The following is a 14,530-nucleotide window of genomic DNA, read 5'->3' on the forward strand; positions in this document are numbered from 1 at the left end:
TTTATGCCTTTTTTACTTTTACTACTCATGTTTTTTATTGCTCCGTGGGCAGGGTTGGTTGCATTACTCTTTTTTGTTGTTTTTTTCCTCATCCTTTTACCGTTAGGCTTTGCCGCGAGTTCTTTTATGTGGCTTATTGTTGGTCCTACACAGCTTTTTCGAGTGTTATTTAATAAAAAAGTGCGGAAAAATCACGCTTTAGAGCACGGGGCAATACATGTTCTTGAAGAGTCTTTGGGACGGTGCAATATTGAAGGAATGTCATATGAAGATGGCTTTTCTTTGAAAGGGTTGGTAGAACCCTCAGTAGCTCTCTATGCTGCCCAGGAGGCTCTTGAGCGAATGAAACGTGGGGAGTCGTCGTTGGCGATTCATCCTCGGTGTGGCACGACAGTTGTTGTTGTCAATACACTCTCTTCTCTGTTGTTCATCCTATTGCTTTTATCTACAGGATCTTTGAGTGTGCTAAATGTTGTAATAGCTTTGTTCATTGCTCATATATTGGGGCCAATGACAAGCTCACTTGCTCAACGATATATTACTACAGATTCTAACGTTCGAAGTCTTGAAATAGCGGGTATAGAGGTACGATCTGCTCATAAGAGCTTGGGCGGGATGTATGTATATGGCCCGACGCAGCTTTTTATTCGAACGCGACAAAAATCCCAAGTGCTTGAACCGGAGGTTCTTTTTTCATGAGAGGAATAGAAGCAGCTTTACATGTATTAACAGACGTTTCAAAAGGGCGATTTGCTAGCGAATCTCTTCGTCGCGTGTCAAATCATATGACGGAAGGCGATAGAATATTAGCTTCAACCCTTATCTATGCAGTTCTTCGACGTCAAACACTTTGGAGAAAAATCAGTGAAACTTTTTTACGCCATCCTTTCGATTCTCTTTCTTGGCCGACACGTCACGCTCTGGTTGTCGGTACAGCGGGGATTTTAGAATTGAAACATTTTTCTCCTCAGGTGCTTGTAAGTGCCTTGGTTGACGAAGTAAAAAGAAAAGGCCAACAGAACGAGTCTCGTATAGTTAATGCTGTTCTTCATAGAGTGGAAGAGCGTGGACATATAGTCATGGAAGAAATTCACAGGAGCACTTCTTTTCAAGATAAAGCTCTCTTTGGGGGAATCCCTCTTTGGGTTGCTTACCAATGGAAAGATGCTTTCGGTCAGGGTGAAGCCTCTAAACTGATTAATCTGTTTCGTGTACGCCCTTATGCCTCTTTAAGGGTTTTGCCTCAGACAAATATCCCCGATCTTTTGGAGAACCTGAAAAAAAATCGCATATACGGTTGGCCTTCTCCGTTGGTCGACTATTCTGTAAGAACGGCTTCCTTTGCCTTTCCTCCGGAGATCCCAGGTTTTAACGAGGGAACAGTTACAGTGCAGAGTGAATCGTCTATGCTCGTTGCTGAAATGGTACGCCGTTTGTGGAAAGAAGGTTCCATTCTCGATATGTGTGCTGGCAGAGGAATCAAAACTGGACAAATAGCAACATTATTACCCTCTACTTTAATAGAAGCATGGGAACTTTCAAAGGGAAGAAGCATCGCCTCAAAAAAAGAAATGCAGCGTCTTTCTTGTGCACGAAACGTTACGATACATCAAGGTGATTCTCTTAAGATGACCCCTCGTTCTACACCTAATTTAGTCTTTTTGGACGCCCCATGCTCAGGAAGTGGAACGTGGAGCAGGCATCCTGAATCAAAATGGATTTTTACTAAAGAAAAACTAGAAGAGCTTGTATTACTTCAGAAAAAACTTTTGAAAAAAGCAGTTGAAATTGTTGCACAAGGAGGAATTATCCTCTACTCTACATGTAGCTTGTTGCGGCAGGAAAACGAGCAGGTTATAGCAGAAATATTGGCAGAAGATAAGAGCCTAGTGGAAATGTCTCTTCCTATTTCAGGACGATATTTACGTAAGGGACGGCCGTGGGGAACATATATATGGCCACAGCTGCCGTGGCTTGACGGATTTTACATGGCTGCAATCCTGAAAAGAACTCAGGAGGGTTAAAAATGAGTAAAATGTATAAATGGGTCATGGTCCTGATTCTTCTTATTATTGTAGTTTCTGGTGGAATGGCCGTATTGACTATCTGGAAGGGTGGCAAGGGCATAGCTGTACCACCATTAAAAGAAATGTCTCTTGTTGAGGCTGTTGATGAGGCAAATCGCATTGGTTTTAAAGTAAAGGTAGAACAGATAGAATCTAATCTTCCTGGCGGAACCGTTTTAGCTCAATGGCCAGATCCAGGAGCCAGAATGAAAAAAGATACCACTGTTGTGCTGAAAGTAAGCAAAGGCGGGAACAGATTGGCTCTTCCCGACGTGCGAGGTCTTGAGTATTCTCAGGCTCTTAAAAAGTTAGAAGAAGCTGGATTCCAGGTTGGAGATATTATACGTGTCAATGATGATTCAAGAGCGGCAGGAACTGTTATAGCTCAAAGTCCGGCTGCTCCTGTCATGGTAGAGAGCACGAGGAAAATTGATTTACTCGTAAGCCAGGGACAAATTTCTCAGAATGGCTTGATAGCTGTTCCTGATGTTTTGCAACGTCAGGAACAAATTGCCAGAAAGCTAGTGGAGGAGTCGGGGCTTTCTGTTGCCAATGTAGAATATGTCTACACTCAAAATTCTCCAGAGGGAATGGTTATATCTATTCGTCCGAAAGTAGGAACATCTTTGAAACGGGGACAAGGGGTCATTCTTCAGGTAGCTTCCATGAAAAAAACTGTGACGGAACAAAAGGCTGAAACGGAACAGCTACAGATTGCTGCTCCCGGGCTTGCTCCGTCAGTATCTGTGAAGCAATCGGAAAGTCAGGCGGAGGTCGCTTCCAAGCCCAAGTCTGTAACGCAAACAGGAACGCTCGTTCCTGTTATGCCGCCGTCTTCGAAGCCTCAATCTCAGCAGTCATCGACGGTAGCTCCTGTTTCGAAGCCTTCTCAAAAAGAGGCCATTACAAAACCTGCGCCTTTACCAGCGGGCAGCAAAATTGCAAAAATACGGTATCAAGTGCCTCCACTTACTAAACAAATGCCATTAAAGATTGAAATGGTTGATGATCGCGGCACAACAGTTCTTTTAAACCGTGATGTAAAAGGTGGAGAGTACATTTCTCTTGAAGCTCCTTATGTAGATGAAGGGGTAGTTACTATCTTTCTCGGAGGTGAATTTGTATGGCAGGATCGTTACCGCTAGAGAAAGAACGGAGGTCTTTTCTTGTAGCCCCGTCCCTTCTTTCTGCCAATGTTTTATATATGGAAAAAAGTATTGCTTCCCTTGAGGATACTTATGATTGGCTTCATCTGGATATTATGGACGGTCATTTTGTTCCTAATTTGTCTTATGGGCCTAGTTTGGCAAAGGCCCTCCGAAAAAAATATCCATCTGCTGTTATAGATACGCACTTGATGGTAGAGCCACCAGAAGATTTTATTGAGGCTTTTGCAGCGACAAAAACTGACTATCTTACTGTTCATGTAGAGGCAACACCTCATCTCCATCGTGTAATTTCGCGAATACGGGAACTTGGTTGCTGGCCAGGTGTAGCTATTAATCCCGCGACGCCGATAGAATGGGTTTCTCCTATTCTATCGATGGTAGATTTAGTTCTTGTAATGTCTGTTAATCCAGGATTTGGCGGTCAATCTTTTATTGGTGAGACGCTACAGAAAACAGTAGATCTTTTTAGGTATCGTGCAGCTCACAACCTCTCCTTCCTTATTGAAATGGACGGAGGGATCGGAAGAGAAACGATAAAGCAGGTAGTGAACTCAGGATGCGATGTAGTCGTTATGGGAAGTTCCGTCTTTGGAACTCCTGACCCTGCTGAAACGATTCGTGAGCTGAGAGAATGTGTTAGGGGGGCAGCGGTCTGTGAAAAAGGAACGACGTCAAATAACTCTTGAAGAACTAGGTAGAGCTATCAAAACGAGAAGAGAAGAATTAGAGTTAAGTCTTCAGGACGTAGCAGATCTGACGAAAATACGTGTTCAATTCTTAGAGAGCATTGAGGAAGGCCGCTTTGAGAAATTGCCGGGGTTGGTCTATGCTCGGGGTTTTTTACGGACTGTATTACGAACAATAGATGCTGATGATTTATGGGAATATTACAAGCCTCTCCTATATGATATGCACAAACAAGATGCAGAGGCGGATAAAGTTGTTGGCGCATGTTCTCCCCCAGCGAAGGGGTTTCGCCAAGCATCACGTTTTTGGGTAATAGTAGTATTGATTTTGGCCGTAATTGGAACAGGATGGTATGTATGGTATTCATGGAGAGAAGGTGGCTTCTCTGTTGACCAGGTAGCCCAACAAAATGAGGAAAAGATGCTGGGAGAAAGAAATAATGTGGTTGCCTCTTCCGATGTGGTTTCCCAAGATACCTCTCCTCTTTCTGATGGGGCATCTATTGATGTTACTGAAAAGAGCGGTGACGCAGCATCTCTTGTGACAACGTCACAAGGAGAAGGTCAATCTTCTAGTGAAAATGCGGAGAAACCTGAAAAAGAAGATATTGAATCTCAAGCTGTTTCAAAATTGCCTGTTCTTGATATAACAAGTAAAGGTGAGTGCTGGGTGCGTGTGCGCTCCCAAAGTGGAATCCTCTACCAAGGAATTTTGAAAAAAGGGAAAAACTATACACTTGAAGTAAAAGAGAGAGTAACGGTTACATATGGGCGTGCAAGCGATGTTCTTGTTTCATGGAAAGGTGAAGATCTCGGTCGCCCTGGTGATGGCTCTCGTGTCGTTCATATATTTTATTCTTCTGATGGAAAGACAGGCAGGGTGAGCGAGTGAACATTTATTTTATAAGTCTTGGATGTGCAAAAAACTCAGTCGATAGCGAAAACCTTATCGGGATGATGGAATCTGCTGGTTTTAAGGTTGTTGATACTATAGATGACGCGGAAGTAGCAATTGTTAACACATGTGGCTTTATTCAACCGGCGGTGGAAGAGAATATAGGCGTTATTCTGGATCTGGAAAAATTAAAAGAAGAAGGGCAGCTTCTTCGGATTGGTGTAGTTGGTTGTTTGGTCAATCGTTACGGAGAAGATTTGAAGAAAGAATTTCCTTCTGTCGATATCTGGGCTCAGGCCGAAGATTGGGAAACAGTTATTCGTCAACTAGGAGGTGCACCTTCCTCTTCTTGGCAACGAGGAATATTGCCAGAAACCAAGATTTGGACTCGATATTTGAAAGTAGGAGAAGGGTGCGATACTTTCTGTTCGTATTGTACTATCCCCTCTATTCGAGGAAGAGCACGGAGTAATCCTATAGAAAAACTTACGCACGAAGCATGCCAGCTTGCAGAAAAAGGTGCCAAAGAAATTTGTCTCGTAGGCCAGGATCTTACCATTTACGGACGAGATCTTTATGGCAAATCGTCTCTTGTTCCTTTGCTTGATGCTTTGACAGAGGCATTGCCAAAAGATATATGGTTACGTCTTTTATATCTTCATCCAGCACGAATAGACGAAAGATTCGTGGATTACATTGCATCGAAGAAACAAGTTTTACCTTATCTTGATATACCCATACAGCATGTTGACGGGGAAATCTTGAAGGCCATGAATAGAACCGAGAACGAAGAAAGCCTTCGTAATTTATTTGGTTATATCAGAAAAGAGTATCCTTCTTTTGCTTTGCGGACAACATTCATCGTTGGTTTTCCCGGAGAAACAGAGAAGCATTTTCAAGAGGTTCTTGATTTTATGGAAGACATGGAAATTGACAGAGTTGGTGCCTTTACATATTGCGCCGAAGAGGGAACTGTTGCTGCTAAATTGCCTGACCAAATCCCTCAACACATTAAAGAAGAGCGTTATGCACGACTTATGGAATTGCAGAGCGAGATTTCATTGAAAAGACAGAACTTTTTTGTTGGAAAAGAATTAACAGTCTTGATAGAAAATATCGATATGGAAGACAATATGGCATGGGGACGTTCATACAGAGATGCTCCGGAAGTTGATGGCCTTGTAGGCGTTATCAACGGTTCACATTTAGCGAAAGGCTCCTTTGTTAATGTTAAAATCACAGATGCGCAGGAATACGACCTTCTGGGTTTGGAGATAAAAGAATGAAACAAAAACTTTCAATAGCGGGAAATATTGCGACTTTAGGGGGTCTTGGCTTCTTCTCTTCCATGCCTGGTACAGTGGGGTCAGGAGCGGCCTTCCTTTTTTATGTTTTTTTGCCGGTGCCCTTGCTGGGCATTATAGCTGTGATGTTGCTTGGTATTTGGGCAGCTGATGTATATGCGAAAGAAACACAACAAAATGACCCGAAAGAAGTGGTCATTGATGAGGTTATCGGAACATGGATTTCTATGTTTTGCCTCCCCAGGGGGTTTTGGCTCCCTGCCCTTTTCCTTTTTAGAATTGTGGATATTATAAAACCCATACCAGTTTCTACCGCTGAAAAATTTCCCGGTGGGCTTGGAATTATGGCCGATGACGTTGTTGGCGGAATAATAACAAATCTAATCCTATGGGGAATACATTGGCTCTATTATGGAGGAGGTTTTCAGCTTCTTCTTGGGAGATGATTCGTTGTGAAACGGGCAGTACTTTTAGCTATTGGTGATGAGTTACTCAGTGGAATTCGAAGAGATATAAATTGTTCGTGGTTAGCTTCTAAATTTGCAGATGCAGGGTGGCAAATCAAAGAGATAGAATTTGTTTCCGATGAAAAGGAAGATATTGTCGGTGCTTTGGGTCGCTGGGCAGGTTCTGTGGATATGCTTGTTCTCTCGGGAGGATTAGGCCCTACTCATGATGATAAAACACGGCAGGCTATTGCAGATTTTCTCGGCGTATCTTTGGTTTGCGACCATAAGGCCTATAACAAAATAGTGGAGAGATATAATCCTTCAGAACGAGAAGCAGTTGAAAGGTCGAGAGATACTCAAGGAACCGTTCCCCAAGGAACGACGTCGGTTCATAATTCCAAGGGATCGGCACTAGGTATTTTTTTCCCTTACAAGCAGACGAATATTTTTTCCTTTCCGGGAGTTCCAGATGAATTTCAGCGCATGGCTGAAGATCAGATTCTTCCCTTATTGGCTCAAGATTACGGGGCGCGGCTTTCAATTTTTGTTACGGGATGGGCAGAGAGCCTTTTAAAAGATCATTTATCCTCTGTCTTATTAAGAAATGATTTGCATATTTCAATTCTTCCTTCAATCAACCTTATTGAGTTGGCACTCAGTGGCAGTGAAAAAATTGTTAACGAAGTAGGAACTCATGTTCTTTCTTTACTGCCCCATGACTGTCTTCCTGCCGGTTGCCGTTCAATTCCAGAGGCTATCTATCATGAAGCTTCACTCAAAGGTATTACTCTTTCTGCGGCAGAATCTTGTACAGGAGGAATGGTTGGTGCTGCATTGACGGATATCCCAGGTATTTCTCGTTGTTTTTGTGGAAGTGCCGTTTGTTATAGTAATGATGCCAAACACAATATTCTTGCTGTGCCAGTCCATATTCTTGAACAATTTGGAGCAGTGAGCTCTGAATGTGCAGCAGCCATGGCCGAGGGGGCTTTAAAAGCTTATAAGACAGATATAGCTGTTTCTGTTACAGGCATAGCAGGGCCTGATGGAGGGTCGTCGGAGAAGCCGGTTGGGACAGTTTGGTTTGGAGTTGCTACTTCTCAGAAAACTCGTACCTTTGTAAAATGCTTTTCAGGGGATCGTGATAGAGTCAGAAAAAGGTCAGCGGCTGTAGCTCTTGAGCATATGTGGAGATCTTTAAAAGAGGAGGGATGCTCAGGCATATGAGGACCTTCGTTTGCGTAGATATACCAGAGCAATATCGTAAAATATTGGCTTCCAAGCTTGTCTTTTTGAAAAAAAATTTCCCGGACATAAAATGGGTCCATCCAAAAACTCTTCATCTCACTTTAAAGTTTTGTGGTGAACAGCCTGAAGATGTGGTGAACTCATTTTCTTCCCTCATAACACAAGAACTTCAGAACTCTTCTCTTGGCTCTTTCACAGTTTCTTTGAATAGTGTCGGAGGGTTTCCTTCTTTATCAAGACCACGAACTCTTTGGATTGGCGTAGATAAAGGAAAGAAGGATCTTTGCTTTTTAGAGGAACTTTTAGAAAGGGCAGGAGAAAAAACGGGTTTCGAAAAAGAAAAAAAGACATTTTATCCCCACCTGACTCTTGCTCGAATAAGGACAAATTCGTCTATTACCCCAGAGCTCATAGAGACATTAAAAAAATATACGTTTCATGATATTGTTTGGAAAGTAGAATCTATCACTCTAATGAAAAGTGATTTACGTCCTGAAGGTGCAAACTATACCCCACTGGAAACATATTTATTAAAGTGTTAAGGTATAGATAACGTTTAAGAGACCTTGGGGACTGAAAAATCGGGAGGTTTTTACTTTATGGCGAAAAAGAAAAATCCACAAACACGGGAAGATATTCTTGAACAGGCAATAGATGACATTCGTGGAAAGTTTGGTGAAGGTTCCATTATGCGTCTGGGGGATCCCCTCAAGATTCAGGTGGAAGTCATCTCAACTGGAATACTTCCTCTTGATGTTGCCTTGGGAATAGGGGGTCTTCCAAAAGGGCGGATTGTTGAAGTTTTTGGGCCTGAAGGATCGGGAAAAACAACTGTCGCTCTTCATGCAATAGCGGAAGCACAGAAGGCGGGAGGAATAGCAGCTTTTATAGATGCTGAACACGCTCTTGATCCAAGATTGGCCGCCTCTCTCGGCGTAGATGTGCAATCTCTATATGTGGCACAGCCAGATAGCGGAGAACAAGCTCTTTACGTACTTGACACGTTGGTGCGCAGTGGGGCTGTCGATTTAGTTGTTGTTGACTCTGTAGCAGCTTTAACGCCACAAGCTGAAATAGATGGGAAAATAGGAGATAGTCAGCTTGGTTTACAAGCCCGCCTTATGTCTTATGCATTGCGACGTTTGACATCGGCTATTTCAAAAAGTAACTGTGTTGTTGTTTTCATAAACCAATTGCGGGCAAAGATCAGCACAGGGTACAGCAGTGGCCCCCAGGAAACGACTACAGGTGGCCGGGCTCTAAAGTTTTATAGTTCGGTTCGTATAGAGGTTAAACGTGGAAAGACTATAAGCAAAGGTGACGAGGCTATAGGGCATGAGTTGTGGATGAAAGTAGTAAAGAACAAGCAGGCTCCTCCCTTCAGAACTGCCCATGCCAGTCTTATTTATGGGAAGGGCGTTCCTGTGGGAATGTCATTGCTTGATATGGCTATTGACCTTGAAATTGTTAAGCGAAAGGGTTCATGGCTTGCTTATAAAGGAGAGACAATAGGCCAGGGAAAAGATAATGTAGCCCAATACCTTGAAGAACATACAGACCTCATGGAAGAGATTAAGAATGAAATTATGTCAAAAGTAGCTGAAGGATTAGGCTTTGTCATCGGAGAAGACAAAGAAGGTGATGACGAGGATTCTCTTGAAAAAGAGGACGAATTGGCTATTGAAGAAGGAATTCTTGAACTGGACGATGAATAAAATAATTTATACAGAAATATTTTAGTCGAACTCAATATTCTTATCTTTTAAGATAAAAAAGCATTTTATGTAACATATGTCTTGATAAATTCTAACAGAAAATAAATATATGTAAGCTTTTGCAGTCAAATGGATTGCTATGCTACTTAAAAGTAATCCATAAGTAGGTGTTGACAGTCTCGCGTTTCTCAAGTATTATCTTCGGGCACTGCGACGGAGAGCGGCGCAGCGCAGGACCTTGTAAAGTGAATAGGTGAGACGAAGAGGAAGCCAGTCAATTTAAAAGAAATTCATGGAGAGTTTGATCCTGGCTCAGGACGAACGCTGGCGGCGTGCTTAACACATGCAAGTTGAACGGAGGCATATCATCACGACTTTTCGGAGGAGAGATGATGTGTTCTTAGTAGCGGACGGGTGAGTAATGCATGAGAACCTGTCCTTCAGAGGGGGACAACAGTTGGAAACGGCTGCTAATACCCCATATGCCGAGAGGTGAAAGGAGTAATCCGCTGAAGGAGGGGCTCATGTCCTATCAGTTAGTTGGTGAGGTAAAGGCTTACCAAGGCGATGACGGGTAGCCGGCCTGAGAGGGTGACCGGCCACATTGGAACTGAGATACGGTCCAGACTCCTACGGGAGGCAGCAGTGGGGAATATTGGGCAATGGGCGCAAGCCTGACCCAGCGACGCCGCGTGAGGGAAGAAGGCCTTTGGGTCGTAAACCTCTGTTGTATGGGAAGAAGGAAGTGACGGTACCATACGAGGAAGTCCCGGCTAACTACGTGCCAGCAGCCGCGGTAATACGTAGGGGACGAGCGTTGTCCGGAATTACTGGGCGTAAAGGGCGCGCAGGCGGATATTTAAGTCAGCTGTAAAAGGCATGAGCTCAACTCATGTATGCGGTTGAAACTGGGTATCTAGAGTGCTGGAGAGGTAGGCGGAATTCCCGGTGTAGCGGTGAAATGCGTAGATATCGGGAAGAACACCAGTGGCGAAGGCGGCTTACTGGCCAGCAACTGACGCTGAGGCGCGAAAGCCAGGGGAGCGAACGGGATTAGATACCCCGGTAGTCCTGGCCGTAAACGATGAATGCTAGGTGTGGGTGTCGAGAGGCATCCGTGCCGGAGTTAACGCGATAAGCATTCCGCCTGGGGAGTACGATCGCAAGATTGAAACTCAAAGGAATTGACGGGGGCCCGCACAAGCGGTGGAGCACGTGGTTTAATTCGATGCAAACCGAAGAACCTTACCTAGGTTTGACATGTACGTGGTACGGATCTGAAAGGTGAAGGACTGTACCTTCGGGTACAGAGCGTACACAGGTGCTGCATGGCTGTCGTCAGCTCGTGTCGTGAGATGTTGGGTTAAGTCCCGCAACGAGCGCAACCCCTGCATCCAGTTACCAGCGAGTAGAGTCGGGGACTCTGGATGGACTGCCAGCGACAAGCTGGAGGAAGGTGGGGACGACGTCAAGTCATCATGGCCCTTATGCCTAGGGCGACACACGTGCTACAATGGCCGATACAGCGGGAAGCAAGCCTGCGAAGGCAAGCAGATCCCACAAAGTCGGTCTCAGTTCGGATTGTAGTCTGCAACTCGACTACATGAAGGAGGAATCGCTAGTAATCGCGGATCAGCCAAGCCGCGGTGAATCCGTTCCCGGGCCTTGTACACACCGCCCGTCACACCACCCGAGTTGGGTGCACCCGAAGCCGGAGGCTTAACCAGCAATGGAAGGATCCGTCGAAGGTGTGTCTGGTGAGGGGGGTGAAGTCGTAACAAGGTAGCCGTACCGGAAGGTGCGGCTGGATCACCTCCTTTCTAAGGAGAAATGACAAGGGGATGTATATTCTCTTGTAGATAATGACTGTGAAGAATTTTCGTCTTACCTGTTTCGCTTTTGTACCTTGACATAGGAATAGAGGAAAGTAATCGAGGGAAAGTAAGAGAATAAGGTATAAAGGGCATACGGTGGATGCCTTGGCACCAGTAGCCGATGAAGGACGTGGCAAGCTGCGAAAAGCTGTGGGGAGGTGCAAGCGACCATTGATCCGCAGATATCCGAATGGGGCAACCCGCCTGTAGGAGTACAGGCATCCCGTAAGGGAAGGAACCCGGCGAAGTGAAACATCTCAGTAGCCGGAGGAAGAGAAATCGAAGAGATTCCCTGAGTAGTGGTGAGCGAAAGGGGAAGAGCCTAAACCGAATACATGTCAAGACTGCGGTCGTTGTGTATTTGGGGTCGAGGGAATGTCAAAGTGAGTCCGCAGGCTCACGACAGAGTTATCAATACATTTTCTAGTTGAAGTGTGTTGGGAAAGCACGCCATAGAAGGTGACAGCCCTGTAGGTGACAGGAAATGTACTCTGTAGACATCTCCCGAGTAGGCCGGAGCACGTGGAATTCCGGTTGAATCAGGGTGGACCATCATCCAAGGCTAAATACTACTGGTGACCGATAGTGAATCAGTACCGAGAGGGAAAGGTGAAAAGCACCCCTGGCGGGGAGTGAAATAGACCTGAACCCGTGTGCCTACAAGCAATCGGAGCGCAACCATACAGCGATGTATGGCGCGTGACGGTGTGCCTTTTGTAAAATGAGCCGACGAGTTATTAGACGTAGCGAGGTTAAGGTGCGTTAGCACTGGAGCCGTAGGGAAACCGAGTCTGAATAGGGCGCGAGTTTCGTTTAATAGACCCGAAGCCGTACGATCTATCCATGGCCAGGTTGAAGTCCGGGTGAAGCCGGATGGAGGACCGAACCATTGTCTGTTGAAAAAGACTTGGATGAGCTGTGGATAGGAGTGAAAAGCTAATCGAGTGCGGTGATAGCTGGTTCTCCCCGATATGCATTGAGGTGCAGCCTTGCGAGTTCAGTTATGGGGGTAGAGCACTGGATGGATGCGGGGGACTGGGGTCCTACCAAATTCAACCAAACTTCGAATACCATAACTGTATTGCGGGAGTGAGACTACGGGTGAGAAGGTCCGTGGTCGTGAGGGAAACAGCCCAGACCGTCAGCTAAGGTCCCAAAGTGTATGCTAAGTGTGGCAAGGATGTGAGAGTGCCTGGACAGCCAGGAGGTTGGCTTAGAAGCAGCCACCCTTTAAAGAGTGCGTAACAGCTCACTGGTCGAGGACTTTTGCGCCGAAAATGTAGGGGGCTAAGCATACTGCCGAAGCTGCGGGATAATTGATGAGTATCAACTATCGGTAGGGGAGCGTTCTGTACGGGGTGAAGCCGAACCGAGAGGTCGTGTGGACTGTATGGAAGTGAGAATGTCGGCATAAGTAACGAGAAGTGCGTGAGAAACGTACTCACCGGAAGCCCAAGGGTTCCTGGGGAAGGTTCATCCACCCAGGGTTAGGCGGGACCTAAGGCGAGGCTGAAGAGCGTAGTCGATGGATAGCAGGTAGACATTCCTGCCCCAGCCTGAGACCGTTATTACTGAAGGGGTGACACAGAAAGCTAGGTGATCCGGGTGATGGAATACCCGGTCCAAGGGAGTAGGAAGGCATTGCAGGCAAATCCGCGATGTTAGTTCTGAGACCTGAAGGGGAGGTTCTACGGAACCGAAGTCATTGAAGCTCGGCTGTCGAGAAAAGCCTCTAGGGAGGTCTTAAGCTGCTCGTACCCGAAACCGACGCAGGTGGGCTAGCTGAGAAGGCTAAGGTGAGCGGGAAAACCCTCGTTAAGGAACTCTGCAAGTTGACCCCGTAACCTAGGGAGAAGGGGTGCCACTCTGGTGATGTGTATATACGATACAGAGCTAAGGGTGGTCGCAGAAACCAGGCTCAGGCGACTGTTTACTAAAAACATAGGTCTCTGCATAAGGCGCAAGCCGAAGTATAGGGACTGACACCTGCCCGGTGCTGGAAGGTTAAATGGAGAGGTTAGCGTAAGCGAAGCTTTGATATGAAGCCCCAGTAAACGGCGGCCGTAACTATAACGGTCCTAAGGTAGCGAAATTCCTTGTCGGGTAAGTTCCGACCTGCACGAATGGTGTAACGATCTGAGCACTGTCTCAACGAGGGACCCGGTGAAATTGTGGTACTGGTAAAGACGCCAGTTACCTGTGGTGGGACGGAAAGACCCCGTGGAGCTTTACTGTAGCCTGATATTGGATTTTGGTCTGTTATGTACAGGATAGGTGGGAGGCTGAGAATGCAGGACGTCAGTTTTGCAGGAGCCGTTGTTGGGATACCACCCTTGACATGCCGAAGTTCTAACTTTGAGGTCTGAAACGACACAGAGGACAGTGTCAGGTGGGCAGTTTGACTGGGGCGGTCGCCTCCTAAAGAGTAACGGAGGCGCGCAATGGTCACCTCAGGGCGCATGGAAATCGCCCATAGAGAGCGCAAAGGTATAAGGTGGCTTGACTGTGAGAGAGACGTTTCGAGCAGGAACGAAAGTTGGTCTTAGTGATCCGGCGGTTCCGAGTGGAAGGGCCGTCGCTCAACGGATAAAAGCTACCCCGGGGATAACAGGCTGATCCTGCCCGAGAGTTCCTATCGACGGCAGGGTTTGGCACCTCGATGTCGGCTCGTCGCATCCTGGGGCTGAAGCAGGTCCCAAGGGTTGGTCTGTTCGCCCATTAAAGCGGTACGTGAGCTGGGTTTAGAACGTCGTGAGACAGTTCGGTCCCTATCCACCATAGGCGTAGGGTATTTGAGGAGATCTGCTTCTAGTACGAGAGGACCGAAGTGGACGAACCTCTGGTGTACCGGTTGTAGCGCCAGCTGCATAAGCCGGGTAGCTATGTTCGGGTCGGATAACCGCTGAAGGCATCTAAGCGGGAAGCCGCCTCCAAGATGAGATACCCCATTCCGATAGGGAAGTAAGGTGTCCTGAAGACGACAGGATAGATAGGCCGGGAGTGTACGAGTTGTGAGGCTCTTAGCTGACCGGTACTAATACATCGAGGCCTTATTCTCACTTTCTCTTGGTTTTCTTTCCTCGATTTCTGTGTTTAGAGTACGAAAGAATAAAAGTTTGAGATC

General features: G+C 46.0%; 10 protein-coding genes and 2 rRNA genes. All 12 read left to right on the forward strand.

Annotated elements, in window-relative coordinates:
• Positions 1–3 precede the first annotated feature (3 nt).
• The 12 genes from ACZ5GY_RS01345 (at position 4) to ACZ5GY_RS01400 (ending at position 14,464) form a co-directional block, all read left to right on the forward strand.
• Complete coding sequence (locus ACZ5GY_RS01345) at positions 4–699, forward strand: DUF6391 domain-containing protein (RefSeq protein WP_213699337.1); 696 nt, start codon at positions 4–6, stop codon at positions 697–699.
• On the forward strand, positions 696–2,024 hold the full coding sequence (locus tag ACZ5GY_RS01350; RefSeq protein WP_213691801.1) for an RsmB/NOP family class I SAM-dependent RNA methyltransferase: 1,329 nt from the start codon (positions 696–698) through the stop codon (positions 2,022–2,024). Before ACZ5GY_RS01345 ends, ACZ5GY_RS01350 begins: the two co-directional genes overlap by 4 nt.
• Positions 2,025–2,026: 2 nt before the next feature.
• Complete coding sequence (locus tag ACZ5GY_RS01355; RefSeq protein ID WP_213691800.1) at positions 2,027–3,211, forward strand: PASTA domain-containing protein; 1,185 nt, start codon at positions 2,027–2,029, stop codon at positions 3,209–3,211.
• A complete protein-coding gene (rpe, locus tag ACZ5GY_RS01360; protein WP_464111924.1) occupies positions 3,190–3,921 on the forward strand; it encodes a ribulose-phosphate 3-epimerase in 732 nt (243 codons plus the stop codon). Before ACZ5GY_RS01355 ends, rpe begins: the two co-directional genes overlap by 22 nt.
• Complete coding sequence (locus ACZ5GY_RS01365; protein WP_213691798.1) at positions 3,890–4,813, forward strand: RodZ domain-containing protein; 924 nt, start codon at positions 3,890–3,892, stop codon at positions 4,811–4,813. The genes rpe and ACZ5GY_RS01365 overlap by 32 nt, the downstream gene beginning before the upstream one ends.
• Complete coding sequence (rimO, locus tag ACZ5GY_RS01370; RefSeq protein ID WP_213691797.1) at positions 4,810–6,102, forward strand: 30S ribosomal protein S12 methylthiotransferase RimO; 1,293 nt, start codon at positions 4,810–4,812, stop codon at positions 6,100–6,102. The genes ACZ5GY_RS01365 and rimO overlap by 4 nt, the downstream gene beginning before the upstream one ends.
• The gene (locus ACZ5GY_RS01375; RefSeq protein ID WP_213691796.1) at positions 6,099–6,566 is read left to right on the forward strand and encodes a phosphatidylglycerophosphatase A family protein; all 468 of its coding nucleotides are present in this window, start codon (positions 6,099–6,101) and stop codon (positions 6,564–6,566) included. The genes rimO and ACZ5GY_RS01375 overlap by 4 nt, the downstream gene beginning before the upstream one ends.
• Positions 6,567–6,572: 6 nt before the next feature.
• Positions 6,573–7,796, forward strand: a complete 1,224-nt coding sequence (locus tag ACZ5GY_RS01380) for a CinA family nicotinamide mononucleotide deamidase-related protein (RefSeq protein WP_213691795.1) — start codon at positions 6,573–6,575, stop codon at positions 7,794–7,796.
• Positions 7,793–8,359 carry an RNA 2',3'-cyclic phosphodiesterase gene (thpR, locus tag ACZ5GY_RS01385; RefSeq protein WP_464111925.1) on the forward strand — a complete coding sequence of 189 codons (567 nt, stop codon included), beginning with the start codon at positions 7,793–7,795 and terminating at the stop codon, positions 8,357–8,359. Before ACZ5GY_RS01380 ends, thpR begins: the two co-directional genes overlap by 4 nt.
• A gap of 57 nt (positions 8,360–8,416) precedes the next feature.
• Entirely contained in the window at positions 8,417–9,532 is a 1,116-nt protein-coding gene (gene recA, locus ACZ5GY_RS01390) for a recombinase RecA (protein WP_213691793.1), read from the forward strand.
• A 289-nt stretch (positions 9,533–9,821) separates the two neighbouring features.
• Positions 9,822–11,352: ribosomal RNA gene (locus ACZ5GY_RS01395) — 16S ribosomal RNA — on the forward strand.
• 127 nt (positions 11,353–11,479) lie between these two features.
• Positions 11,480–14,464: ribosomal RNA gene (locus ACZ5GY_RS01400) — 23S ribosomal RNA — on the forward strand.
• The 16S and 23S rRNA genes sit together here, the layout of an rRNA operon.
• Positions 14,465–14,530 lie beyond the last annotated feature (66 nt).

The organism is Aminobacterium thunnarium, from assembly GCF_055390565.1.